The sequence below is a fragment of the Sulfitobacter pacificus genome (assembly GCF_030159975.1).
Taxonomy (GTDB): Bacteria; Pseudomonadota; Alphaproteobacteria; order Rhodobacterales; family Rhodobacteraceae; genus Sulfitobacter; species Sulfitobacter pacificus.
Map to the genome: position 1 here is coordinate 2785142 of NZ_BSNL01000001.1, position 25168 is coordinate 2810309.

General features: G+C 57.4%; 24 protein-coding genes. 5 read left to right on the forward strand and 19 right to left on the reverse strand.

All coding sequences use genetic code 11. The annotated features are described in order from the left end of the window. The first annotated feature begins 17 nt into the window (after positions 1–17). Positions 18–1229, forward strand: coding sequence for an aminotransferase-like domain-containing protein (locus QQL78_RS14060; RefSeq protein WP_284374418.1), 1212 nt, complete (start codon positions 18–20; stop codon positions 1227–1229). On the opposite strand, the gene rsmD is transcribed toward QQL78_RS14060, so the two are convergent. Both rsmD and QQL78_RS14070 read right to left on the reverse strand, forming a co-directional pair. After that, positions 1213–1773: a 16S rRNA (guanine(966)-N(2))-methyltransferase RsmD gene (gene rsmD / locus QQL78_RS14065; protein WP_284374419.1), complete on the reverse strand. Its 561-nt coding sequence runs from the start codon at positions 1771–1773 to the stop codon at positions 1213–1215. The genes QQL78_RS14060 and rsmD overlap by 17 nt on opposite strands. Continuing rightward, the gene (locus QQL78_RS14070; RefSeq protein WP_284374420.1) at positions 1770–2978 is read right to left on the reverse strand and encodes an NAD(P)/FAD-dependent oxidoreductase; all 1209 of its coding nucleotides are present in this window, start codon (positions 2976–2978) and stop codon (positions 1770–1772) included. The genes rsmD and QQL78_RS14070 overlap by 4 nt, the downstream gene beginning before the upstream one ends. Positions 2979–3065: 87 nt before the next feature. On the opposite strand from QQL78_RS14070, the gene QQL78_RS14075 reads away from it, so the two are divergent. After that, positions 3066–3554 carry a peroxiredoxin gene (locus QQL78_RS14075; protein ID WP_284374421.1) on the forward strand — a complete coding sequence of 163 codons (489 nt, stop codon included), beginning with the start codon at positions 3066–3068 and terminating at the stop codon, positions 3552–3554. Between the two features lie 45 nt (positions 3555–3599). Here QQL78_RS14075 and QQL78_RS14080 read toward each other — a convergent pair whose 3' ends face one another. The 8 genes from QQL78_RS14080 to QQL78_RS14115 all read right to left on the reverse strand — a co-directional run bounded on the left by QQL78_RS14080 (position 3600) and on the right by QQL78_RS14115 (position 12647). Next, a complete protein-coding gene (locus QQL78_RS14080) occupies positions 3600–4445 on the reverse strand; it encodes a mechanosensitive ion channel family protein (RefSeq protein WP_284375598.1) in 846 nt (281 codons plus the stop codon). Between the two features lie 20 nt (positions 4446–4465). Then, complete coding sequence (locus QQL78_RS14085; protein ID WP_284374422.1) at positions 4466–4774, reverse strand: 4a-hydroxytetrahydrobiopterin dehydratase; 309 nt, start codon at positions 4772–4774, stop codon at positions 4466–4468. Beyond that, the gene (locus QQL78_RS14090) at positions 4771–5958 is read right to left on the reverse strand and encodes a GNAT family N-acetyltransferase (protein ID WP_284374423.1); all 1188 of its coding nucleotides are present in this window, start codon (positions 5956–5958) and stop codon (positions 4771–4773) included. Before QQL78_RS14090 ends, QQL78_RS14085 begins: the two co-directional genes overlap by 4 nt. Before the next feature lie 49 nt (positions 5959–6007). Next, a complete protein-coding gene (locus tag QQL78_RS14095; RefSeq protein WP_284374424.1) occupies positions 6008–6769 on the reverse strand; it encodes a glycerophosphodiester phosphodiesterase family protein in 762 nt (253 codons plus the stop codon). After that, positions 6766–7224: a RidA family protein gene (locus QQL78_RS14100; protein WP_284374425.1), complete on the reverse strand. Its 459-nt coding sequence runs from the start codon at positions 7222–7224 to the stop codon at positions 6766–6768. The genes QQL78_RS14095 and QQL78_RS14100 overlap by 4 nt, the downstream gene beginning before the upstream one ends. A gap of 63 nt (positions 7225–7287) precedes the next feature. After that, complete coding sequence (locus QQL78_RS14105; RefSeq protein WP_284374426.1) at positions 7288–8598, reverse strand: HlyD family type I secretion periplasmic adaptor subunit; 1311 nt, start codon at positions 8596–8598, stop codon at positions 7288–7290. Next, positions 8595–10328, reverse strand: coding sequence for a type I secretion system permease/ATPase (locus QQL78_RS14110; protein WP_284374428.1), 1734 nt, complete (start codon positions 10326–10328; stop codon positions 8595–8597). The genes QQL78_RS14105 and QQL78_RS14110 overlap by 4 nt, the downstream gene beginning before the upstream one ends. A gap of 123 nt (positions 10329–10451) precedes the next feature. Next, positions 10452–12647, reverse strand: coding sequence for a transglycosylase domain-containing protein (locus QQL78_RS14115; protein WP_284374430.1), 2196 nt, complete (start codon positions 12645–12647; stop codon positions 10452–10454). Between the two features lie 255 nt (positions 12648–12902). Between QQL78_RS14115 and QQL78_RS14120 the strand changes: the two genes are divergently transcribed. Beyond that, positions 12903–13241: a P-II family nitrogen regulator gene (locus tag QQL78_RS14120; RefSeq protein WP_284374431.1), complete on the forward strand. Its 339-nt coding sequence runs from the start codon at positions 12903–12905 to the stop codon at positions 13239–13241. 22 nt (positions 13242–13263) lie between these two features. Further along, the gene (gene amt / locus QQL78_RS14125; RefSeq protein ID WP_284374433.1) at positions 13264–14592 is read left to right on the forward strand and encodes an ammonium transporter; all 1329 of its coding nucleotides are present in this window, start codon (positions 13264–13266) and stop codon (positions 14590–14592) included. 106 nt (positions 14593–14698) lie between these two features. On the opposite strand, the gene QQL78_RS14130 is transcribed toward amt, so the two are convergent. The 4 genes from QQL78_RS14130 to QQL78_RS14145 form a co-directional block, all read right to left on the reverse strand. Continuing rightward, a complete protein-coding gene (locus tag QQL78_RS14130) occupies positions 14699–15883 on the reverse strand; it encodes an amino acid aminotransferase (RefSeq protein WP_284374435.1) in 1185 nt (394 codons plus the stop codon). Further along, positions 15883–16737, reverse strand: coding sequence for a 3-mercaptopyruvate sulfurtransferase (gene sseA, locus QQL78_RS14135; protein WP_284374437.1), 855 nt, complete (start codon positions 16735–16737; stop codon positions 15883–15885). The genes QQL78_RS14130 and sseA overlap by 1 nt, the downstream gene beginning before the upstream one ends. 109 nt (positions 16738–16846) lie before the next feature. Beyond that, complete coding sequence (gene smpB, locus QQL78_RS14140) at positions 16847–17335, reverse strand: SsrA-binding protein SmpB (RefSeq protein WP_284374439.1); 489 nt, start codon at positions 17333–17335, stop codon at positions 16847–16849. A gap of 113 nt (positions 17336–17448) precedes the next feature. Beyond that, a complete protein-coding gene (locus QQL78_RS14145) occupies positions 17449–18267 on the reverse strand; it encodes a sulfotransferase family protein (RefSeq protein ID WP_284374441.1) in 819 nt (272 codons plus the stop codon). 139 nt (positions 18268–18406) lie between these two features. On the opposite strand from QQL78_RS14145, the gene QQL78_RS14150 reads away from it, so the two are divergent. Continuing rightward, positions 18407–19984 (forward strand): DUF5928 domain-containing protein, encoded by a 1578-nt coding sequence (locus QQL78_RS14150; RefSeq protein ID WP_284374443.1) that lies wholly within the window; start codon positions 18407–18409, stop codon positions 19982–19984. A 7-nt stretch (positions 19985–19991) separates the two neighbouring features. Here the strand turns inward: QQL78_RS14150 and QQL78_RS14155 are convergent, their stop codons facing one another. From QQL78_RS14155 to QQL78_RS14175, 5 genes are read right to left on the reverse strand one after another with little or no spacing between them, the layout of a single operon-like run. Then, the gene (locus QQL78_RS14155) at positions 19992–20624 is read right to left on the reverse strand and encodes a DUF1523 family protein (RefSeq protein ID WP_284374445.1); all 633 of its coding nucleotides are present in this window, start codon (positions 20622–20624) and stop codon (positions 19992–19994) included. Between the two features lie 12 nt (positions 20625–20636). Next, complete coding sequence (locus tag QQL78_RS14160; protein WP_284374446.1) at positions 20637–20903, reverse strand: hypothetical protein; 267 nt, start codon at positions 20901–20903, stop codon at positions 20637–20639. Next, entirely contained in the window at positions 20900–22273 is a 1374-nt protein-coding gene (locus QQL78_RS14165) for a DUF6638 family protein (RefSeq protein ID WP_284374447.1), read from the reverse strand. The genes QQL78_RS14160 and QQL78_RS14165 overlap by 4 nt, the downstream gene beginning before the upstream one ends. A 1-nt stretch (position 22274) precedes the next feature. Continuing rightward, on the reverse strand, positions 22275–23210 hold the full coding sequence (locus tag QQL78_RS14170) for a restriction endonuclease (RefSeq protein ID WP_284374449.1): 936 nt from the start codon (positions 23208–23210) through the stop codon (positions 22275–22277). Continuing rightward, on the reverse strand, positions 23207–25141 hold the full coding sequence (locus QQL78_RS14175; RefSeq protein ID WP_284374451.1) for an AAA family ATPase: 1935 nt from the start codon (positions 25139–25141) through the stop codon (positions 23207–23209). The genes QQL78_RS14170 and QQL78_RS14175 overlap by 4 nt, the downstream gene beginning before the upstream one ends. Positions 25142–25168 lie beyond the last annotated feature (27 nt).

The window sequence follows — 25168 nt, forward strand, 5'->3', positions numbered from 1 at the left end:
AGGGAAGGGATTCTGACATGAATTGGCAAGAGATTTTCGCCACCCGCATGGACCGGATGAAGGCCAGCGAGATTCGCGAGCTGCTTAAGCTGCTGGACCAGCCAGATATCATTTCGTTCGCTGGCGGCATCCCCGACCCTGCCTTGTTTCCTGTACAGACCTTTCAGGAGGCTATGGCCGACGCGCTGGCCCCTGCAAACAGCAGCGCCGCCTTGCAATATTCCGTTTCCGAAGGCTACGGCCCGCTGCGTGACTGGATCGTCGACGAAATGACTGCCCTCGGTGTGCCTTGCACCCGCGACAACGTGCTGATTACCTCCGGCTCGCAACAGGCGCTGGACTATCTGGGCAAACTGATGCTGTCGCCAAATGACACGGCACTGATTGGCTGGCCCACCTATCTGGGCGCATTGGGGGCATTTAACGCCTATGAACCCCATTACGACCGGCTGATCCCGCGCGGCAACTGTCTGGCCGAGGATTACGCAAAGACCGCCGAGGACAAGGGCGGGCGGGTGAAATTCGCCTATGCCTCCGTCGATTTCGCCAACCCCACCGGTGAGACACTGGACCGCGCGGCGCGCGAAAACATCCTTGATCTGGCCGATACGCTGGATATCGCGGTGATCGAGGATTCCGCCTATCAATCCCTGCGTTTTGACGGTGATCCGATCCCGCCGATGCTGGCGCTTGAGATCGCGCGAAAGGGCAATATCGACGATTGCCGCACGCTTTACTGTGGTAGCTTTTCCAAAACGCTTGCCCCCGGTTTACGGGTCGGATGGATCTGTGGCGCAGCACCTGTGATCAGCCGTCTTGTGCTGATGAAACAGGCAGCAGACCTGCATTCCGCAACCCTGAACCAGATGGCAATCAACAAGGTTGCGCGGTCGGTCTTTGCCGATCACACTGCCAACCTGCGCCGGGTTTACCGGGTGCGCCGCGACACCATGCTGACCGCATTGCAAGAGCATATGCCAGAGGGTGTGACATGGACAAAACCCGAAGGCGGGATGTTTGTCTGGGTGACCTTGCCCAAAAACATGGACGGCGGCGACCTATTGCGCCACGCACTTGAAACGCAGAAACTGGCCTTTGTGCCCGGACAGGCCTTCTTTGCCGACCGATCAGGCGCGAATACCCTGCGCCTTGCCTATTCATTGGCGGATGAAACCCAGATTAACGAGGGCATGAAGCGCTTGGGTGCGGCGATCAGGGATCTGGCGTAACTTCCAGAAGGGTCACATGGGTATCGCCGTATTTGCGGCTGTCCAGGCGGGTGAACCCCTTTGGCGCGAATTGGGGGGTGTTCTCCTCCCAAACGATCATCGCCCCCTTGGCCAGCCAGCCGCCTGTCTGCGCGGCGGCCAGCGCCTGCTGCCCCATCCCCTTGCCATAGGGCGGGTCCAGAAAAATCAGGTCAAACGGGGCCTGCCGCCACGGCCCCAGCCGCGTCGCATCATCCCGCAGCACCGTGGTCTGTTCTTCGACCCACAGTTTCACGATGTTTTCACCAATCAACCGCTGCCCAACCCGCCCGTTTTCGACAAAACACGCCGATGCCGCCCCACGCGACAGCGCTTCCAGCCCCAAGGCACCGGTTCCCGCAAACAGATCCAGCACGCGCGCGCCGTTGATCACATTGTGATGCGTCAGCATGGAAAACAGGCTTTCGCGCACCCGGTCCGACGTGGGGCGCAGATGGGCCGCAGCGTCGCCTTTACCAACATCGGCAAGGACCGTGCCGCGTGATTTTCCAGCGATGATCCTCACGCTTTCAACAAGGCCTTCAGCTCCGTTGCGGGATCAGCGATCAACTCTGCTGCCGGTGACTTTCCGTTTTCAATCAACCGCTTACCAACCATAAAGCCGCGCGGATCGTTCATCGCATCCACCGCCAGCAATTCATCCCCCCGGTAATACCAAAACGCCACGCTATCTGCATCTGTGCGGCGCGTCACAACGCGGTCATAGCCCGTATTCAGCCCGGCAATCTGTAGTTTGACGTCATATTGATCCGACCAGAACCACGGTTTGGCAACATAATCCTTGCCCGCACCCATGATGTTTTCCGCGACCAGCTCTGCCTGCTCAATCGCATTGGGCACCGATTCCAAACGGATACGCCCACCCCGATAGGGGAAGGAGGAACAATCCCCCGCCGCCCAGATCCCGCTGACCGAGGTACGCCCCTGCGCATCCACTTTGATCCCATTTTCAAGGGCAACACCGGCAGCTTCTGCCAAACCTGTCGCGGGGCGAATGCCAACACCGACAATCACAAAATCAACCTCGAGCTCGGTGCCGTCCGACAGGCGCGCACCACTGACGGCACCCTCGCCCAACAATGTTTCCAGCCCGACACCTTCGCGAATATCCACGCCATGCCCCTTGTGTAGAGCGCGAAAGAAATCACTGGTTTCAGGCGCCGCAACTCGTTGCAAAATCCGCTCTGACATCTCGACCAGAGTGACCTGTAACCCCAGTTTGGCGGCGACCGATGCCGCCTCAAGCCCGATATAGCCACCCCCGACAATCAGCACCTTCGCGCCTTTGGCAAATCGCGGGGCCATGCCATCCACATCTGCCAGATCGCGCACCACATGCACCCCGTCCAGCGCCCCGCCAATGGCGGCAGGCAGGCGGTTGGGCTCTGATCCTGTGGTCAGTACAAGGTCATCATAGGCCAGCACATCGCCGCCAATCGAAACCTTCTGCGCCTGCGCATCAATCCCATCCACCCAAGCGTTCAAACGCAGATCAATGTTCAGCTCGTCATAAAAACTCTCCGGCCGCAGGAACAGCCGTTCCAGCGTCATCTCCCCCATCAGGTAGGCTTTGCTCAGCGGGGGACGCTGGTAAGGTGGCACCGGTTCCGCACCGATCAAAGTCACATCCCCGTCAAACCCGCCATTGCGCAGCTTGGCCACACAGGACGACCCCGCCTGCCCCGCGCCGATAACGATTACATGAGCCATGAATTCTCTCCGATTAACTGGTCGCCCTTACCGGCGGAACCTATATGCTGCATGCCAAGATAGGCAATCACATGAAAGGCATATGCTATGACAATTACCCAAGGCGATACCCTGCCCGACGCAACATTGGTGGAAATGGGCGCTGATGGACCGGCACCCGTGAAAATGGCTGACAAGGTCAAAGGCCGCAAGGTTGTTGTCTTTGCTGTGCCCGGTGCTTTTACACCCACCTGCCATTCCGCCCATGTGCCCAGCTTCGTGCGCACCAAAGGTGACTTTGATGCCAAAGGTGTAGACGAAATCATCTGTGTTTCCTGCAACGATCCCTTCGTGATGAAAGCATGGGGTGAGGCAACTGGCGCAACTGCGGCGGGGATCACCATGCTGGCCGACGCCTCATCCGAATTCACCAAAGCCATCGGCATGGATTTTGACGCAGCACCCGCCGGGCTGATCGCACGGTCCAAACGTTATGCAATGCTGGTGGATGACGGCAAGGTCACGCTGCTGCAAGAAGAAGAAAGCCCCGGCGTCTGTGACGTATCAGGCGGCGAAGGTCTGCTTGCGAGCATGTAAATAAAAAGAAGCGGGACGCGTTCCACTGCGCCCCGCTTAACCATCTTAGTTGGAGGCTTGGATCATGGTCCGTGTCGGGAACGGAATATCCACGCCACCGGCGTCCAGCGCCTCTTTGACCTGACGCGTCATATCCGCGCGAAACGAGAAATAATCGCTGGCATTGCACCAGACTCGCACCAGAAAATCGACTGAGCTATCACCAAGGTTTGTCACCTGTACAAAGGGTGCAGGGTCCGCATGGGCGCGTGGATCTGCCATGATGGTATCACGGATAATGGTTTCGGCATCCTTGAGGTTGGCACCATACCCCACGCCAAAGGTCCATTCCGCCCGGCGTTTGTCGTTGGTGGAATAATTGGTGATCACATTGCCCCAAACTTCGGAGTTGGGCACGATGACCTGAACGTTGCTTAGATCCGCCAGTTCGGTGAAGTTCAGATTGATCTGTTTCACCGTCCCCATCTCATCAGCAACTTCAACGAAATCACCTATCTTAATCGGGCGGAACAGGATCAACATCACCCCTGCCGCGACGTTCGATAATGTTCCCTGCAATGCCAGACCAATCGCCAGACCGGCAGCACCGATAACTGCCACCACCGAGGTTGTCTGAACCCCGAAAGTGTTGAGTACAAACAACAGCGTAAAGCCCAGCACCACATAGCGCACAATCGACGCCAGAAAATCGAACAACATCTCATCCAGATGTTTGTTCTTGCGGCCCAGATTGGCGACCCGCCTTTGCAACCACGCCGAAACGATCCACCCCAGTAACAGAATAACGATTGCGCCCAGTATCGACCCGGCGGCACTGGCCAGAAATTCAAGCGTCAACAGGTCCGCGAGGGATTTACCCTGCCAGATCTCGGTGGTCAGCATTGAATCCATTGTGTTTTGCACCTCATCCATCAGGCAGCACCTCCGCCAAACAGCCCATCCATTTTGCGCGCCAGTTTGGCATCCAAAGCACTTAACCCGTCTACATCATGGGTGGTCAAGGTTACGTTTACCGTCTTGTAAATGTTGTCCCATTCCGGATGGTGGTCCCATTTCTCTGCCCAGATCGCAACCTGCGTCATCCAGCCAAAAGCCGAGACAAAATTGTCAAAGACATAAGTCTTGTGGATCGCATCGCGCCCGTCAACCATCGCCCACCCGGTATCAAACAACGGCTTTAACACCGTCTTGCGGGTCTCTTCACTTAGTTTTTCTGTCATTCCTGCTCCTCAACTCGGGCGCGTTTGAACGGCCCGTATTCTGTCAAAATCTCAATTTCCTGATCCACCGCATCCCGTTCGGCCTGCAAGTAATCCCCTACCGCCCGTGCGAACCCTTCGTCGCGCATCCAATGCAGCGACCAGGTCGCCGTCGGCAGATACCCACGGGCAAGTTTATGTTCGCCCTGTGCGCCCGCCTCTACGGTTGCCAACCCTCTGGCAATCGCGATGTCGATGGCTTGATAGTAACACAGCTCAAAATGCAAGCAGGGATGATGCTCCACACAGCCCCAGTAGCGACCATAGAGCGTATCGGCGCCGATAAAATTCAACGCACCGGCAACCCATTGCCCGTCCCGCTGCGCCAGCACCAAAACCATGTCGTCGCGCAGGGTGTCCTGTGCAATATCAAAAAACTGGCGGGTGAGGTACGGGGTGCCCCATTTGCGCGCACCGGTATCCTGATAAAATCGCCAGAAGGCGTCCCAGTGTTCAGGCTGTATCTGATCACCGGTAAAGCTGTGGATATCCCCGCCGAACCCCTGCGCCTGCGCCCGTTCCTTGCGAATGTTCTTTCGTTTGCGGGCGTTGAGACTGGCCAGAAACCCGTCAAAATCCGCATAGCTGTCATTGCGCCAGTGAAACTGCTGCCCCTTGCGGATCATCAGCCCCATCTCTTCGCCAACCCGCGCCTCTTCCTGTGTACAAAAGGTAATGTGAACCGAAGACAGGTTGTTGTTTTCCGTCACCTGAACTGCACCCTGAATCAGCGCCTGTGTGCCCACCTGTTCAAAGCCGGGGCGTGTCAGGAACCGCCGACCGGTGGCAGGGGTATGAGGCACCGCAATCTGCAACTTCGGGTAATAACTGCCGCCCGCCCGTTCCAGCGCATGGGCCCAGTTGTGATCAAAGACATATTCGCCCTGTGAGTGCATCTTGGCATAAAGCGGTGCAACGGCGATCAACTGCCCTTCGATAAAGGCCGCCAAATGCTGCTGCTGCCAGCCGGTGCCCGGCCCGACGCTGCCGCTTTCCTCCAGCGCTGATAAAAAGCGATAGGTTGTGAAAGGATCAATCGGCGGGCTGCCATCCGCCGTTTCGGGGCAGGCACAGGCATCCCAATCCGCTTGGCCGATTTCGGCAATGGTGCCGATCAACCTGATTTCGATGCTCTGCGCACTCATTTGCTACCCTCTATACCTGCCGCATTACTTGTAGCGATAGCCGGGGGTTTCAAGCGCTACGCGCGGCCGTGTACCCCTCAAAGGTAATATTATCCGCTATTTTCCGCGCCTCTTGCTCTTGCGCAGCACTGCGCACGGTCCAACAACAGATCATTGCCCCCTGTTCCTTTAACGCTGCAACACGCGGCGCGGAAAGATCATCCACCTCATGGCTGATGAAACAGGCACCGGTTCGGTCGTAATCCGGGATGGCGCGCAGATGATCACAGGTTGCGCGTGGCAGCGGCCAGTCGTTGTAGCGATAGGCACTGGTCACAATCCCGCGCGGCACATCCGGCAGCAATTGCGCCATGCGGGCCACGGAATGGGGGTTGAATGACATCACCGCCAGCGGCCCTGCGTATCCCGCCAAAGCATCCGCCACCGCGTGTTCAAGCGGGCCAATATCCGGGCCCATACCACCGTCTTGATCTTTCAGCTCGACCAGCAAGGGCACCTGCCCGGCGACCAAGGCCAGCACCTCGGTCAGATCCGGGATGCTCTCCTCCCCGCCTGTCAGCGGGATTTTTGCCAGTTCACTCGCCCCGCGCAAACGGACCGGTCCCGTTTGTCCGGTCAGCCGGTCAAGCGCATAATCGTGAAACACCATGGCCGCACCATCCGCACTGAGCTGGACATCAATTTCAATTCCATAGCCCGCAGCAATCGCCGCGCGGATCGCCGCACGGCTGTTTTCGGGGCGGCCATCGTTCACATCATGCAGCGCCCGATGCGCCAGCGGAACGTCGTAGAACAGACGCGACAGGGTCATGAGATTTCAAAGATACCGTCGATTTCAACCGCGACGCCCATGGGCAGCGACGGCGCCGAGACCGCAGCCCGCGCATGCCGCCCCTTGTCGCCCAAGACGTCCCCCAGAAAGTCGGAACAGCCATTGATGACCTGCGGCTGTTCGGTGAAATCCGGTGTTGAATTCACAAATCCGGTCAGCTTCACCACCCGCACCAGCCGTTCAATATCACCGTCACAGGCCGCCTTGACCTGTGCCAGCAGGCTGATCGCGCAGGATCTTGCTGCGGCGGCACCCTCTTCCACCGACATGCCATCCCCCAGCTTTCCTTTGATCAACCCATCCGGCCCGTTGGCAATTTGGCCAGAGACGTAAACAAGGTTTCCGACCTGAACAAATGGCACATAGTTTGCCGCGGGCGCAGGCGCATCAGGCAGGGTCACCCCCAGTTCGGTCAGACGGTCGGTAGTGTTCATGATCATGTCCTTTGCATATGTGTTGCGCCGGACGCTAACGCTGTTGGACAGAAACGAAAAGGCCTAGCTTTCGCGAAATGCCCGGGCGAAATAATCCGCCACCGGCTTGATCATATAGGCCATCGGAGAGGCATCACCGGTACGGATAAATGCCTCAACCGGCATGCCGGGCAGCAGGCGTATGTCTTCGGGCAAACGGTGCAATTCGTTCGCGGGCAGAACCACCTCAGCGCGATAATAGGACGAACCGCCCGCGTCATCTGTCATTGCGTCCGCAGACCACCGGCTGATAGTGCCCCAGACCTCGGGCGTGATCCGCTGATCCAGTGCCGAGAGGCGCAGTTTGACGCGTTGGCCCCGTGCCACCTGATCTATATGTTTCGGATCAACCCGCATCGCAACAATCAGCGGACGATCCTGTGGAATAAGGAACAACACAGGTTCGGCGGGGCGCAGCACGGCCCCCGCTGTGCGCAGGGTCATGCCGTAAACGATCCCGGAAACCGGCGCAGCGATCCGCGCCTTTGCAATTTCATCCTTTAGCCTGCCGATGTCACGGCGATATTGGCGCATGGGCGCATCCAGATCACGTGCCGTCGACAGGCCTTGCTCCAGATGCTGAGAGAGCAGCCGCCCCAGTTCAAGGTCAGTCTCAAGCAAGCGCTGCGCCGCCGCTGCCCGATTGGCCATGACCTCTCCCAAAGACCCGCTTAAACTGGCTTCCTGCCTCTCCAATTCAATGACCGCGCTGGCCGAGGTCAACTTGCGTTCGCGCAGAGCTCTTTGCGTCGCCAGTTCGCGGGCGATCAAATCCAATTGCCGCAGCAAAGCGGCTTCCTGCGCATCGATACCGGCGATCTGTGCTGCGATCTGGTCTTTACGATTCTCCAGTTTGGTCCTTTCGATGCCAATGGTGCGCCGGGATGCCTGAAACAGCGCCCGCTGGCCTTCCAGGACAGAGGTCAAAACCGGATTGTCGTTGCTTTGCGCCAACAGCCACGGGTCAAACTTGACGGTTTCCAGCGCGGCCTGCGCTGCGGTGAAACGGTTCTGCCGGGCCGTCAGCTCAAACAGTTGTGACTGGGCAAAGGCCAGTTCCCCCTGTTGCTGACTGGTGTCCAGCACCAGCAGCACCTCACCTTGCCGCACCAGCTGCCCATCGCGCACATGAATGGCCGCTGCGACACCACCGGTGGGATGCTGCACAATCTGGCGATGCCGATCAACCTCAACAGTGCCGGGGGCAATGACAGCACCGGTGATGCGCGCCGTCACCGCCCAGTAAAACAGCCCCACAGCCAGCGCCAGAATTGTGGTCAGCCCGATCAATATCTGCGGCTTTGCTGACAGCCGTGGCAGTGTTTCATCACTCATGCCATGCCCGCCGCCTTGCGCGGGCGCTGAATCGCCTGCACATTTTTGACCATGCCCGACAGCACCTCATCCTTGGGGCCAAAGGCCACCCGCACGCCTTTATCCAGCACCAGCAACATTTCGCATTCCTGAATGGCCGCGGGCCGATGTGCCATGATCAACACGACCCCACCGCGCGCTTTGACGCCCCGGATCGCCTCGTTCAATGCTTGCGAGCCGGCATTATCAAGATTGGCGTTCGGTTCATCTAGCACCAGAACCACCGGGGCACCATAGAGCGCACGGGCCAGCGCAATCCGCTGCATCTGCCCACCCGACAGGCGCAACAGCCCGCCTTTAACCACAGTGTCATAACCTTGGGGCAACTCAAGGATCATGTCGTGGGCCGCCGCGCGTTTTGCTGCCTCAACCACCTTGGTCTCATCCGGAGTTTTTGCAAGCCGTGCGATGTTCTGCGCCACGGTACCGTCGAAAAGCTGAATGCGCTGAGGCAGATAGCCGATATGTTGCCCCAACCGATCAGCGCCATATTGATCCAAAGTGGCCCCATCCAGCCGAATATCCCCGCCCGCCGGTCGCCAGACGCCGGTCAGCGCCCGCGCCAGACTGGATTTGCCGGTGCCTGACGGACCGATCACGCCAACGGCTTGCCCTGGTGTGGCGTGAAAGCTGACCGCCTTGAGCACCGCCTTACGGTCCCCCGGCGGCACCACGGTCAGGGCATTCACCGTCAACCGCGCCGCAGGATCCGGCAACGGCAAGCGCGGTTCCTCCACCGGCACCCCGGACAAAAGGCCCGCCAGATGATGCCAGCCCTGTACCCCCTGTTGTACAACCGGCCAGTGATGCACCAGCGTTTCAATCGGCGATAGGGCGCGGCCCAAAAGGATTGACCCCGCCATCATTCCGCCCGGTGTCATCTGATTGCCCAGCACCAGCCAGGCCCCCATGCCAAGCATTGCAGATTGCAGAAACAGCCGCAGCGTACGAGTCAGTGCTGAGAAGCTACTGCCCACGTCAGAGGCCCGCATCTGTTCGGCCTGCGCCACATTACGATCGGTTTTCCAATGGGCGAGAGCAGCCTCTCGCATGCCCAGAGCCTCGATGGTCTCAGCCTCTGATATGACCTGCTCTGCCACGGCATCGGCCTGTTGTGCAAATTGTCCCGCGCGGGCCTGCGCCCGTTTGGACAACAGCTGATTGGCGATGGTGATGCTGACCAATGTCGCCGCACCCCCAACGGCCATCCAGCCCAGATAGGGATGAAACACAAAGATGACCCCAAAGAAAATCACCGTCCACGGCAGATCAAACCCTGCAATGACCACAGGCGCTGCCAACAGCCGTTGCACCGCATCAAGATGGGCAAAACCCGCGCGTGCCTGCGCATCGGCACTCACAGCAGATTTGCGCACCACGGCGTCAAAAACGCGATCATCCAGATCGCGCTGAAACCGCATGCCAATCCGTGCCATGGTTTTGGCCCGCACCGAATCAAACACGGCCATTGCCGCAAATAGAACAACCACCAGAAGCGACAGCGCCACCAATGTCTCGACCGATCCAGAACCCAGCACACGGTCATAGACCTGAAGCATATACATCGGACCGGTCAACATCAGCAGATTCGCAAACAGGCTGAACAATCCGACAGACCACAACAGCCCGCGACTGCGGTGCCGGATCGCCCGCAGCTCCTCATGTCCGCTATGGGCCGATTGCGCACTCATGGGTTTGCCTGCTCCTGCTCGCGGCATGCCGAAGGGGCTGCACGGTTCAGGGCCAGAAAAACAGCGTTAGATTAAGATAGGCTTTCGCGACCCATGCCGTAATGCAACAAGGTTATCGCAAGATTACCTGTCCCCGCCACTGGGCGCGCGACCCGAACTGCCCGAGCCACTGCCACCAAAGATATCGCGCAAGACCTGATCAATGATCGTGCCTTCATTGCGTCTTGGCTGAGGTGCAGGCGCGGGTTGTGTATCACCTAGGCCGCTTTGCGGAACCGGCGCGTCCATTGGCAGCGGGTTGTGCGGCAGCCCAGCGTGAATCCGCATCATCGCTTCACGCCAGATATCGGTGGGCAACCCGCCTCCCGTCACCCCTTTTAGAGGTGTGTTGTCATCATATCCCATCCAGACACCTGCGACATAATCCGCGGAGAACCCAATGAACCAGGCGTCTTTTGCCGCTGAGGTTGTGCCGGTTTTCCCGGCCAGCTCGCGCCCGTCAAACTGCGCCCGCTTCCCCGTCCCTTCCGAGATCACCTTTTCCATCATATAGACCAGCTGGCGTGCCGCGCTTTCCTGAATCACCCGCTCGCCTATGCCGCCGCCCCGCCCCATCAGGGGTTCCTGATCCCCCATGATCGTCAGCTCAACCAAGCCATAAGGCGTCACCGAAGATCCGCCATTCAGAATCCCAGCGAAGGCACCGGTCATTTCGGTCAGTGTGCTTTCCGATGCGCCAAGCGCCAGTGCCGGACCCGCGGCCAGATCACTTTCGATACCGAACTGCGACGCCACCCGGCTGACCAATTCACGGCCCACACTTTCGGAAATCTTGACCGCCGGAATGTTCAAAGAGTTTTTCAACGCCTCCGTCAGCGTCACCAACCCTTTGAAAGTGTTGGTATAGTTGCGCGGGCACCATTCACCGGACCCCGGAATGTTCTGGCAATAGGGGGCGTCCTCGATCAGGTCATTGGGCGAATACCCCAGATCAAGTGCTGCCGCATAGACAAAGGGTTTGAACGCCGATCCGGTCTGGCGCAGGGCCTGGGTCGCGCGGTTGAACACACCAGACACTTTGGCTTTACGCCCCCCCACCATTGCACGCACCGCCCCGTCCGCTGACATGATCACAATAGCGGCCTGCGCCTTGGACCCTTCGCGCACTTTGTTTTCAAACACCCAGTTCAGCCCCTCTTCGGCGGCCAATTGGATGCGCTGGTCCAGTGTCGTCTTGATCTGCATGTCAGAGGTGGTGGAGCGCATGAAATCGGGTATTTCCGAAATCATCCAATCCGCAAAATACCCGCCCACCTGTGCTTCTGCCTCGGCGGACAGTTCTGCCGGGGAGGCCTGTGCTGCATCCGCTTCGGCCTGTGTCAAATATCCCTGATCCCGCATCAGGCGGATCACCGTTGCCGCACGGTTCTGCGACCGATCAAGGTTATTTGTCGGCGACAGGGTTGTCGGCGCGGTCAGCAACCCCGCCAGCATCGCGCTTTCTGCCGGGTTCAGGCTGGCGGCCGATTTGCTGAAAAACCGCTGTGCTGCAGCCTCGGCACCATAGGCACCACCACCCATATAGGCGCGGTTCAGATAGATCGACAGGATGTCATCCTTGGAGTATTTCGCCTCCATCGCCATCGAAAACAGCGCTTCTTTTGCTTTGCGCTGGATCGAGTTGCGGCGGCAGTTGGCCTCATATTGCTTTTCAGAGATGCCTGCCGAAGGGTCATAAGGTTCGCCCAGACAGAGCAGCTTGGCGACCTGCTGGGTGATCGTCGACCCCCCGTGCCCGGACAAGGGGCCGCGCCCTTCAGACAGGTTGATCCGCACAGCAGAGGCGATGCCGCGCGGGCTGACACCGAAATGGCGGTAAAACCGCTTGTCCTCGGTAGCAATCACAGCGTTCTTCAAGTGAGGTGAGACAGAATTTGCCGTGACCACCCCGCCAAATTGATCACCACGCCGCGCAAACACCGCACCATTGCGGTCCAGCATCGTCACAGATCCGCTGGCACGCCCATCCAGCAAGGCCTCAAGCGGCGGCAAGGTTGTGTAATGATATCCAACCGCGAGCGCCAAAGCGAGGCAAACAACGGCCGTCAGCCGCCAGGTGATCTTCCAGATCAGGCGCAACACCCATGAAATGATGGCTGTCAGAAAACCGGTAATACCACTGCGCTTTGCACGTTTTTTGGGGGCCTTGCGACGGGCCGGCGCGGCTTTTTTGGCCGGTTTCTTTGCGGTGGTCCGGGTTTTGGACGCATACCGTTTATCCGCCACCAAGGGACGTTTACGCTTTGGTGTATCACTCATAACTCTGCCTGCCCGGCTTCTCTTTTTTCAGCACCATATCCCGCTTTGCCGGGAATGTTTAGCACTTGTGCCCAAGTCACCCATCAATCTGCAGTCTATTTTTTGGGCAAATTCAAACAGAAGCCTAATTTTTACGCATATTTTCCGATTTTCCTACCACAAAACCCACGGAATCCCTTCCGTAGAGCGCCGAAATGCAAGTTGCTGCAGGTGCACAATGCAGGAGCAGCCTGCCAATCGAAAGAGGGATCATCAGTGAAACTCATCATTGCAACAATCAAACCATTCAAGCTGGAGGAGGTCCGCGAGGCGCTGACCGACGCGGGTGTCCGCGGGCTGATGGTGACGGAAATCAAAGGGTTTGGCGCGCAGTCCGGCCACACCGAAATTTACCGCGGCGCGGAATATGTCGTGAACTTCGTACCCAAGATCAAACTCGAACTGGTCGTCGCCGATGGCATTGCCGACCAGATCGTCGAGGTGATCTCGCGCACCGCCCAGACCGGCAAAATCGGGGACGGCAAAATCTTTGTGATCGACGTGGAACAAGCTGTGCGCGTGCGCACCGGCGAAACCGGCGACGACGCAATCTAAGCTCAACAAGGAAAACGAAACGATGACATTGTCGAAAAAACTACTTCTCACGGCGGCGGCCATCACCCTACCGCAAATGGGCTTGGCGCAAGATACCGAAGCAGCAGCCGTCACCGCCGAAATGGTCTGGATCATGAATACATTGCTGTTCCTGATCGGCGGCTTTCTAGTATTCTTCATGGCGGCAGGTTTTGCCATGCTTGAGGGCGGCCTGGTGCGGTCCAAAAACGTAACCATGCAGATGACCAAAAACGTGGCGCTGTTTTCGCTGGCTACCATCGCCTATTGGGCCTTCGGCTACAACCTGATGTATCCCTTGGGCACATGGTCGGTTGAAGGCGTCCTATCCGGCGTCTTCGGCTTTGGCGTACTGGAAGCCGTCGGGATCGACCTGGCTGGTGCAGATGATGGTGAATATGCCTCGACCGGTTCCGACTTTTTCTTCCAATTGATGTTCTGTGCGGCCACGGCCTCAATCGTATCCGGCGCGCTGGCTGAACGGATCAAACTCTGGCCCTTCCTTGTGTTCGTTGTTGTGCTAACCGGTGTGATCTATCCGCTGCAGGCATCGTGGAAATGGGGCGGCGGCTTCCTTGACAACATGGGTTTCCTTGATTTTGCCGGTTCTACCGTTGTGCATTCTGTCGGAGGCTGGGCCGCTTTGGCCGGGGCGCTGATCCTGGGGCCACGCATCGGTAAATACAAAGATGGCCGCGTCAATCCGATGCCCGGTTCCAATTTGGCGCTGGCCACCTTGGGCATGTTCATCCTGTGGCTTGGCTGGTTCGGCTTTAACGGGGGGTCACAGCTGGCCATGGGCTCGGTTGGTGATATCGCTGACGTGTCGCGCATTTTTGCCAACACAAATGCCGCCGCTGCCGGTGGTGCCGTGGTCGCACTGATCCTGACACAGCTGCTGTACAAAAAACCTGACCTTACAATGGTCCTGAACGGTGCGCTGGCCGGTCTGGTGTCGATCACAGCAGAGCCGCTGACGCCAAGCCTTGGCATGGCCACGCTGATCGGTGGTATCGGCGGTGTGATCGTTGTCTTTGCGGTGCCATTGCTCGACAAGCTCAAGATTGACGATGTGGTCGGCGCGATCCCGGTACACCTCTGTGCGGGCATCTGGGGCACAATTGCCGTGGTTCTGACCAACCCGGAGGCCAGCCTTGGCACACAGCTCTATTCCATCATCGTTGTTGGTGTCTTTGCCTTCGTCGCCTCTGGTGCGGTCTGGTTTATCCTCAAAGCCACCATGGGCATCCGCGTCAGCGAAGAGGCGGAGATCAACGGGTTGGACATGGCCGAATTGGGCATGGACGCCTATCCTGAGTTCTCCAAGAGCTAAGGGTAAGCCAAGTTAAAAACGTGAAAAGCCCGGGTGTTTGCCCGGGCCTTTTACTTATATAGCGGGGAAGTCGCCGAAAGGCACCAGCCTGCCCCGATTGTCAGGCTCAGATGCCCACGTCGATGATCGCCGCTGCCAAGATCGGCACACTGTCCGTGTTCAACCCGGCAATATTCATCCGGCTGTCACCCACCATATAGATCCCGTGTTTGACCCGCAGTTCCTCAACCTTTTCGGGCGAGGTCCCCAGCCGTGAAAACATACCGCGGTGCTGCCCCAGAAAGCCGAACCGGTCAGAGCCTGACAGCCGCTGCAACTCACCCGCCAGCTGCGTGCGCAGGCCCAACATCGCACCGCGCACCTCTTCCAGCTCGGCCATCCAATCGGCCCGCAAGGCGTCATCGTTCAGAATGGTCGTAACGATCCGCGCCCCGTGATCCGGTGGAAAACTGAAATTCTGACGGTTCAAAAACGCCAGTGTCGCCTGATTAAGCGCATGTGCCGCCGGGTCCGCCGCAACTGCCATCAACAGGCCGGTGCGCTCGCGATAAATGCCGAAGTTCTTGGAACAGCTTGCCGCGATCAGACATTCCGGGACCGAGGCCACCAGCTTGCGTGTTGCCGCCGCATCCGCGTCCAGCCCGTCACCAAACCCCTGATAGGCAATATCAATCATCGGTGTCGCGCCAGTGTCTTGCAACACCTTGATCACATCATCCCACTGGGACGCATTCAGGTTTGCGCCCGTCGGGTTATGACAACAGCCATGCAGCAGGATCACATCCCCCGCATGAGCGGTTTTCAGATCGGCCATCATGCCGTCGAAATCCACGCCACGCGTTTCATCATCGAAATAGCGGTAAGGGACGACTTCAATATCCAGATATTTCAGGATCGACAGGTGGTTCGGCCATGTCGGATCAGACACAAACACCCGCGCATCGGGCTTGGCCATGCGCACCATTTCAAACGCCTGACGCACCGCACCCGTCCCGCCGGGGGTCGCCGCCGCCGCCACAGTTGCACGTGGCACTGCATCACCGAGCACCAGCGCAATCATCGCATCAGCAAAGGCCGGATCGCCGGCAAGACCGGTATAAACCTTGGTGTCCTGTGCCTGCCAGATCTGTTGCTCTGCCGCCTTAACCGCGCGCATCACCGGCGTCAGCCCCGTTGCATCCTTATAGACCCCGACGCCCAGATCCACCTTGGTCTCGCGCGGGTCGTCCTTGTACATCTGCATCAGAGCAAGGATTTTGTCAGCAGGTTGCGATTGCAGGTTCTCAAACATCAGGCTTCTCCAGTTGCCACAGGAACAGTCGGGAACATGCCCCATTCCGCCCATGATCCATCATATAGGGACCAATCAGTGTGCCCCATCCGTTCCAATGCCAGCGCTAAGATCGCTGCCGTCACCCCGGAGCCGCAGCTGGTGATCACCGGCTTGGACAGATCAACGCCTGCCGCCTCGAATACCGCGCGGGTTTCATCGGGGGATTTCATGGTCTTATCAGCGTTCAGCAGCGTTTCGTAATGCACATTGCGTGATTTCGGAATGTGACCGGCGCGCAGCCCCTCGCGCGGCTCTGGCGCATCGCCGCGAAAGCGAGCCGGGGCGCGCGCATCAACAATCTGCGGATCGCCCAACTTCGACGCATGGGCCACCTGCGTGACATCGCGCACCAGCTGGTTCTGCACCCGCACGGTCATGTGACGATCGCGCGGGATCGGCGGCATATCCTCGGTTGCATTGCCCTCGGCCACCCATTTGGGCAGGCCACCATCAAGAACAGCCACGTTTTCCTGCCCCATCAGCTTGAACAGCCACCAGACCCGGGCCGCTGACATCAGACCGGCACCGTCATAGACCACAACCTGATGGCCGTCACCCACACCCATCGCCCGCAAGCGAGACATGAATTTTTCAACCGGCGGGGCCATATGCGGCAAATCCGACCGCCCATCCGAGACATCATCAATGTCAAAAAACCGCGCACCGGGGATATGGGCCGCGTCATACTCTGCCTTTGGATCGCGCCCTGCATCGGGAAGATACCAAGAGGCATCCAACAGCCGCAAATCAGGATCTTTCAGGTGTTTGGCCAGCCATCCGGTCGACACAAGTGTTTTGGGGTCGTCTGTCATGCTTTGGCCTTTCGTCTGGACGTTAATCCTGACTACCGCCGCCGGCTGTGACTCGCAAGGGAGAGCATCGGGAAAGGCCCGGCCTTAATGCTGCCCTGAAAACCCAAACTTAACCGTTGTCTTTCAATAGGCGGGATTTCTGCCGTGCCCAATCACGCTTGGCCGAGGTTTCGCGCTTGTCATGGTTCTGCTTACCCTTGGCGATGCCAATCTTCACCTTGGCCATACCACGGTGGTTGAAATACATCACCAGCGGCACCAGCGTCATGCCCTTACGCTGTGTAGCGCTCCATAGATCGGCCAGCTGCTTGCGACTGACCAGCATCTTGCGGCGGCGGCGTTCCTCGTGACCAAAGGTCTTGGCCTGCTTGTAGGGAGCAATATAGGAGTTCACCAGCCACAGCTCGCCATCTTCCACCGCAGCATAACTTTCAGCGATGTTTGATCCGCCCATCCGCAGGGATTTTACCTCGGACCCCTCCAGCACGATGCCGCATTCAATATCGTCCTCAATCGCGTAATCATACCGCGCACGGCGGTTTTCGGCGATCACCTTGTAGTTCGGGTCGGATTTGGATGATGATTTTACCTGGGCCATGACACCGGATGTAGGACGCCACCGCCCCGCGTGCAAGTCACAGAGGTGGTGCAGGCTGAAACTCAGTTAAAAACATGCGATGAAGCGGCACAGCCAGCGCAGATTAAACCGCATCAGTCGCCCAGTTTGGCGTGCACCTCATCCAAGTCAATCTCACCGATGGGCATCTTGTTGCCCGGGTTATCGAAATCATATTTGAACAGATCAAAGTCGCGCTTGTAGATTTCGCGCACCAGATGCATCGACAGGTCGTCGAAATAATCCTCAACCGGATGCGCACGTTTGGGCCCGTGCCCTTCGCTTTCGTTAAAGCGCGGGATGTCTTCGATGTTCACAGCATTAGGTGTCTTGATCGAGTTCAAGACTTCTTGCATGCCTTCATTGAACTTTTCGGTCCACAGAATTTTGTCATAGCGGCCACCGTTCACGATGAAGGTGCTGACATGTCCTGACATGGCGGACCAGTGAATATCCGGATCCATTGGCCGGCGCCAGCGGATGGTGTCACGCGCAAACAGCAAAAACCGGCGGAAGCTCTTGATTTGGTCAAACTCCTGTTTGCCGTCTTCACCACCCACTTCAATGCCGTATTTCTGGATCAGTAAAGGGACCAGATTGCCGCGATAGCGCTTGCCGTTACGCTGGATACCACAGATTTTATCAAAGAAAGACGACAGGATACGCGTGTAGGGGTTGCGCACACAGGTAAAGGAATAAGAGGCGTGGTTTGTCACATTCGCGGTGATCGGCACCTGAGATGCCTCAAGCGCCCATTTGTGCATGCCCGCCTGTGCATCATGGATGTCGCCGTCAAAGAATGCGCCATGATCCGAATAAAACATGATCTGCCCGATGGTTGAGCAGGCACATTTGGGCACAACGCGGTATACCACGCTTTCGCTCTCTGTCATCCAGGTGCCGGGAAATCCCATTTGCGCGTCCTCTGCTCATGTGACTGTTTTTACAACAGTTCCGTCTTGGCTTAAAAAAGCAAATTAATGGTGTTTATTCAATCTCTCTTCACCTTTATCAACGAAACAATCAAAGTCAAAAGGGCACATCGTCTCCGGCATGGCAAAAATCGCCTATATATTATTGTGTCACAAAGACCCCGAGGCCGTCATTCGGCAGGCCGAGCGCCTGACCGCGGTCGGGGACTATATGTCGATCCATTTTGATGCTTCTGCCAACCCATCCCATTTCAAGCAGATCAAAGAGGCGCTGGCCGATAACCCCAATGTCACCTTTGCCAAAAAGCGCATCAAATGCGGTTGGGGCGAATGGTCACTGGTGCAGGCCACGCTGAACGCGGTTCAATCCGCCGTGGACGATTTCCCGCGCGCCTCGCATTTTTACATGCTTTCAGGCGACTGCATGGCGATCAAATCCGCCGAATACACCCATAAGTTTCTCGACGATAACGACGCCGACTTTATCGAAAGCTTTGATTATTTCGAAAGCGACTGGATCAAGACCGGCTGGAAAGAAGAACGGCTGATCTACCGTCACTTTGTCAACGAACGCGAACACAAACGGCTGTTCTACTTCCTGTTCGAGATGCAAAAACGGCTGGGGCTGCAACGGGACATCCCGGAAGATTTGCAGATCATGATCGGTTCGCAGTGGTGGTGCCTGCGCCGACGCACCATTGAAGCGGTGCTGGAATTTGTCAAAGAACGCCGCGATGTCGCACGGTTTTTCCGCACCACATGGATCCCGGATGAAACGTTTTTCCAGACACTTGTGCGCCATCTGGTGCCGGAACAAGAGATCCGGTCGCGCACGCTGACCTTCCTGATGTTCACCGACTACGGGATGCCAGTGACATTCTACAACGATCACTATGAGCTTTTGCTGTCGCAGGATTACCTGTTCGCCCGCAAGATCAGCCCGGAGGCGCAGGACCTCAAGCGCCGGCTTGGATTGCTTTATGTTGCGCAGGGTGTGCAGTTCCAGATCAGCAACGAAGGGCGCAGCCTGTTCCAGTTTCTATCCGGTCGTGGCCGTGATGGCCGCCGTTTTGCAACACGTTTCTGGGAAACCGAAAGCACATTGGGTCGCGAGCGCGAGCTGCTGATTGTGGTCTGCAAGAAATGGCACGTGGCCAAACGAGTGCTGGACCGGATCCGGCAGGTGACCAATGTGCCCGCCATCGAATACCTGTTTAACGAAGAGGACACGCCGCTGCCTGATCTTGGCGGCATCCAGAACACGCTGGAAAAACGCCACCGGCACAGACGGGCGTTGATGCGCATGCTGTTTGACTATTTCGAGACCGACAAGCTGATCATCTGCATGGATCCGGCGAACCTTGATCTGTTGAACGACTTCGCCGCCGACCGCTCTGTCACCCGGATCATGGAAATTGAATGCCAGTTCAGCGACGATTACCTGACCGGCCACGCCATGCGTGTGGGGTTGGCAGGGGACCAGACATCGACCGATACGCTGGAGCGGCTGCTACCGACAATCCGCAACGACATGGTGTTTGAAAGCGACCGCATCCGGGACTCGCAGTTCGAACATCTGTCGCGCATGCGCGAAGGATCCGACGCTGATACAAATGCCGAGGCGCTGACTGAATTTCTGGCGATCCCAAGTGAGAAAGCCCAGGAAATCGCGACAACGGACTATCTCTTCGCGGATTAACCTTGCATCAGGTCTTTTTCTTCCACGTTCCCAACCACCGCCGCATGGCCCCTGATTTTTCGGCCATATCATCCTCGATCGCCTCTAGCGTCGGGTCGATCCGCGCCATGCGGAACCGCCGCCACCGCACCCAGATCGCCCAGGCAATCGCCGCGAACAGCGTGATGATAAAGATATTCAGGAAAGGGATCCCCTTTGAAGCATCCGGCCCGTCAACAGGGCGGATGGAAATCGCATTCGGGAAGATCGTGAAGAACTCGTTCCGCCAGCCATAGTGTTTCAACGCAAAATACTGCGCCGCATCCGCGGTTGTTTTGGCGTCCGCTGCTTCGGCTTGCAGGTTGGAGGTGTCAAATTTGAAATAGGGCGGCCAGCCCCAGCCGGTATCCTCGTTACGATACACCATCACGTCACCCTTGGCGCGGCGCGTCTGAATGAAAAACACATCCCGGTTCGCCACGGTACCGTCAGACCCGACGTCCGCCTCTGCCCAGAACAAGGAATTCTCGCCCGGATCGATCCGTTTTTCATAGGTGTCCGTCACCCGCACAATATCGACCTGCGGCAGCGTGTAATGGAACACCGCCAGCACCAACACCCAGATGGTGCCCCAGAAAACCCATTTGATTACCGAAAACATCGCTACACCCTCTCAGGTAAAATTCGTCAGATAGATGATCACCGCGATCACCCCCACGGGCACAATATACACGCCCAAGATCAACTTGCGCCGGATTGACCCGTCATAGCGTTCAAGCCCGCGCTGCACAAAGGTATCACGGTCCACCAGTTGCTTGCCCGCATGCCACTTTTTCTTCAGCTTCGATTTGCGCACGGCCCGGCTGTAAAACGACAAGGACACATAGATCACCGTCAGCGCGACAAACAACATGACGAAAAGACGGATAAATCCGATCATCTGTTCCTCCTCACCGCGCCCCAGGGGCCAACCCGCGCAATCATATCGCGATCACCCTTATCACGTTTTGGCACATCGCGTTTGCGCGCAGGCTCTGCCATCGGCGCGTCATGGCCAAACAAGGTATCGCGCGCACCCGCCTTGTCCACTTGATACTCGGCTACAAGGAAATCCACAACATAGGCCTTCTTGGCCTCGGGCCATTGCGCATAGGTCGCGTAAAACAACTCTTTATGACAGATAAACATCTGCCGCGCATCTTTCGGTGCAAGTTCCGCCAGCAGCATGTTCACCAGCGCCGCATCTTTGGTATCACTTGCCCGCAATGTATAGAAATATGCCGGATGATCCGAGGTGATCAGGGGCCATTTGCTGCCGTTCTCGATCCAGTTCACCAATGCGCCCAAAGCATGAAACTCCTGCGGCAGATCCGCATGAAATCGCCGTGCCAGACTGCGCATGTCCGCCCGGGTTGTCCCGCTCAGGTCACCGCCCGCAGAGGTCACCGCATCGATCAACACAAAATCCATCTTCTGCCGCAGAATCGCCGCCGCATGGGTCTCGCGCCCCTCAAAAATCGGTTCTGCCAGCCCGTTCAACGTCAAAAACTGCGCAATCCGGTTGGGTTCGCTTGCATCAAACACAAACTCCAACGGCAGCTTGCCCAGATGCCCCTTGCCCGAGGGCGCAATCACTGCCGGATGCTCCAGATCCTGAAACACATACAGCCCGCCAAAATGCGCCGTCCAGAAATTGCGCTGATCAAATCCCATCTGTTTCAATCGCACCGGATTGCGCACCACGTCACCGGTTTTCCCCGCCAGCGTGATCATATCGGCAATCAGCACATCATCGAACCAGCCGTCCGGTTCCGTCTTGAACCGGTCCACCATCGCGCCCAGCTTCTCGGCATCCTTCACCGTGCCCGCCGTCGTATCCGCCTCAATCTCCACCCGTCGAATGTCAAACAACCGCGCAGGCGTGGTGACATCATAAACCGAATTCACCAACTCCCCCGCCACCGCATCCCTTGCCGTCAGGGCAAACAGCTGCGCCTCGTTTTCTGCGATGAAGTCTTGCAGGATCGCACGCGAGGTCGAGAATTTCATGTTGAGCAAGGGTGCGGTGCGCTGCTCCATGCTGAGCAGGATAAACTGCCGGTTCACCCCTTGGTGGTTGAGATAGAGGTGATCATTGAGTTCGTCGCCCACCTCAGGGGAATAGCCGGAGATGTCGATGTGAAAATCGCTGAGGTCGGTGCGCTTGCCGGTCAGATGTTCGAGCGCGCGGTTGTAGCGCTCCACCAGCGCGGGGGAATGCACGTGGAAGAGGTTGCCGAACATAAGGCCGTGTTTGATGAGGCGGTTCATACTAAATCGACTCAAACCAATTGGCATCAATCTTGACGCGCTCGACCATTTCCGTTGAAACGCCCAAACCATTTACTTTCAGCAATTCACAGAGACGATTCCCATCAATCAAGTCGATCGCTGTAGCACCATCACGTGTAGCTTCTTCGTTCGCTTGCGCTGTATAGTGACCTGTGGTGATAAATAGGCCCTTGTCAGCACGACCCTGCATAGCACCGCGAAAATCGCGGATTTCATGTGCTGAAACACCGCCGGTATATCGCTTACATTGAAAGTAGACTTGAAAGGATACTAGGTTCACGCGGAGGACACCAACACCGTCGATTCCCCCATCGCCAGACTTTCCTCTTACTTCAACCTTTGTGAAACCAGCTTCACGGAGTAGACGCTGTGCCAATCGTTCAAAGGCCGAGGGATCCATCTTTCGTAAAACTGCCAATAGGTGATCGTCCCAATTTAGGTCAGGCTCAAGGATTTCGTCCGCGTCATCTACCTGCGATGGATTCACTGCCGCGTCATCACTCTTGACAGGTACCTGCTCTTGCGTTTTGGCCAATCGCCTTTGTCGTGCTTTTTCTTTTTCTTCCTCGACCACAAGATCGAATATGTTTTGGCAATGCTCGATAGAAGTTATACTAGCACCGGTTTCAGTAAGCGCCCAAACGCCTCGACTGGAGTTTTCTACCGCATCGCCACGACGCAAATAGGTCCGAGCCCATGCTAAATAGTAGTTCAGACGAGGTTGAGAACTATTTTTTCCGACCATCATGAAAGACTGTTCTTCTTCGGTCACTTGCTCAAGTTCCGCAACTTTTTCGTCAAGTTCATGAATAGTTGCGGAACCACCGATTTCTTTTAGCGCTTCGACAGTCGCCAACATCATTCCTGGCATTTCTGGAAAGCCTTCGGGGCCTATCTTAAAACGTCTGTTGCTCACCCCTCCCCCCCCAAATACCGCTTCTTAGCCGCCTCCATCCGCTGCATATCCCGCACCGCGTTCTCAATCGCCATCTCATCCGACTTATCCGCATAGCGGAACTCGCTGTCCGCGTAGCGGTTGATCTCCTGCACTACCATCTCCACCGTGATCTCTTGGCGCATCTCCTCAATCATCGCCTTCTTCTCATCGTACCCTTTGAACAGGAACAACTCCGGCTCCTCCATCCATTCATCGGGCAGTTCAAAGTCCATCGCCCGCACCTTCACCGCGTCCGTAATGTTCTTGATCGCCCGCCCGGTAAAGCGCGGGTCGGCCTCCTGAATGGCCTTGAGATACGTGCCCAGCTTGTTGATCGTGTCCAGCGCACCGATCTCTGCCTGCACGGTTTCATAGACCGTCAACAACCCCGCCTCATGCGGTTTTAAATGCCCCTCGAACGAAGCCGCCACGGCCTTTTTGATCGCCTGCGCCTCAAACACCTGATGCTCACCCAGCGGAATATCGTGATTCTTGCCCATCAGCAGATAAAGGATATCGACGTAATCCTCCCGCGTCTGCGGCCCGTCGACAAGGAACCGCGCCCCCGCCCGCTGGCGCAAGGCATCATCGACATTCTCAGGGTAGTTCGAGAACATCCCAAAGGTGCAATTGCCGCGCACAACAGTATTGGCTCCTGCAAAACTCTCCATCAGCACGGCGGTAATTTCGAGCTGCCCGGCTGAGGATTGCCGATCCCCACGTTTCCCCGCAAGCTGGTCAATATCGTCAATCGTGCCAAAGCCGATGACGCTGGGATCAATGATGTTATTGATAAACGCCTTGGCGTTCTGCCCCGATTTGCCCTGATAACTGTCAATATTATCCGTGCTCAGGTTCTGATAGCGGAACGGATAGCCCGCATTGTTACAATACTCCGAAATCAACCCCGCCATCATCTGAATGAGCGTGGTTTTCCCCGTCCCCGGCGCGCCATCCCCCATGAAGGTAAAGATGAACCCGCCCAGTTCCGCAAAAGGGTTCAGCCGCCGGTCAAAGTCATAGGCCATCAGCATCTTGGCCAGCTTCATCGCCTGATATTTCGCGATATGGTTGCCAACCACCTCATTGGGTTTCTTGAAGGTCATGGTCAGCTTGGTCGACTTCGCCTTGGCGGCAGGAGAGAACCCAGAGACCGTAAAATCATCCGCCTCTACCCGCCAGCTTGCCGCCTTGAATCCTTCCAATCGCGGCGCCGTCTGCGCCCTTAACGCAACCTTCTCCATCAAAGATTCCGCAAACGCCGCCACCGTCGCCACCACATGCGCATCATCACGGCCATGTGCCGCAATATCGCGGTCCAGCTCCCACAGCGCCCCGTGCATGGCGGTCTGCCCATTGTCCAGCAGGACCTCTTCAACCTCGCCAACTTCAACCGCAACCTCGGGCAAATGCGCCGACAAGAGATAGGCCGTTGCATTGCCAAAGACGTAAAGTGTGACCAATGCCTCCGCCGCCAGCAATTCATCAAACTCGCCCTTGCGGGCAGCAGGCAGGGACCCTTCCAAATTTGCCCGCTTCAGATCCCCAAGCCCGGACTGCTCCGCCACATTCTCGGCCACGGCCAGAGCAATCGCAATTGCACGGCGCAGCCCATGCAAAACCGTGGCCTGTAACGGGGACATCAGCGCGTCATCGCCATCCGCCCCCTCAACCCGACCGATCAGCGACACCGCCCCGGCCGCCACCCTACGCTGCGTCACCAATCCCGGTGTGGTCGACCGGAACCGCCGCCTTGTACCAATACCGCTTGACCGCTCCGGTGCAGCCGCCACCGCAGGCTTCCCAATGCGCGGCGCATGGTCAAACCCTTCCAGCAACGCCTGCGCCACGGTAACATGCCCGGCAATATCTTCTTCCCGCAACTCCATGGCGTCTGATGTCTGGCTCATCGCTGCTCCAATCCTATTCTCTTTTTG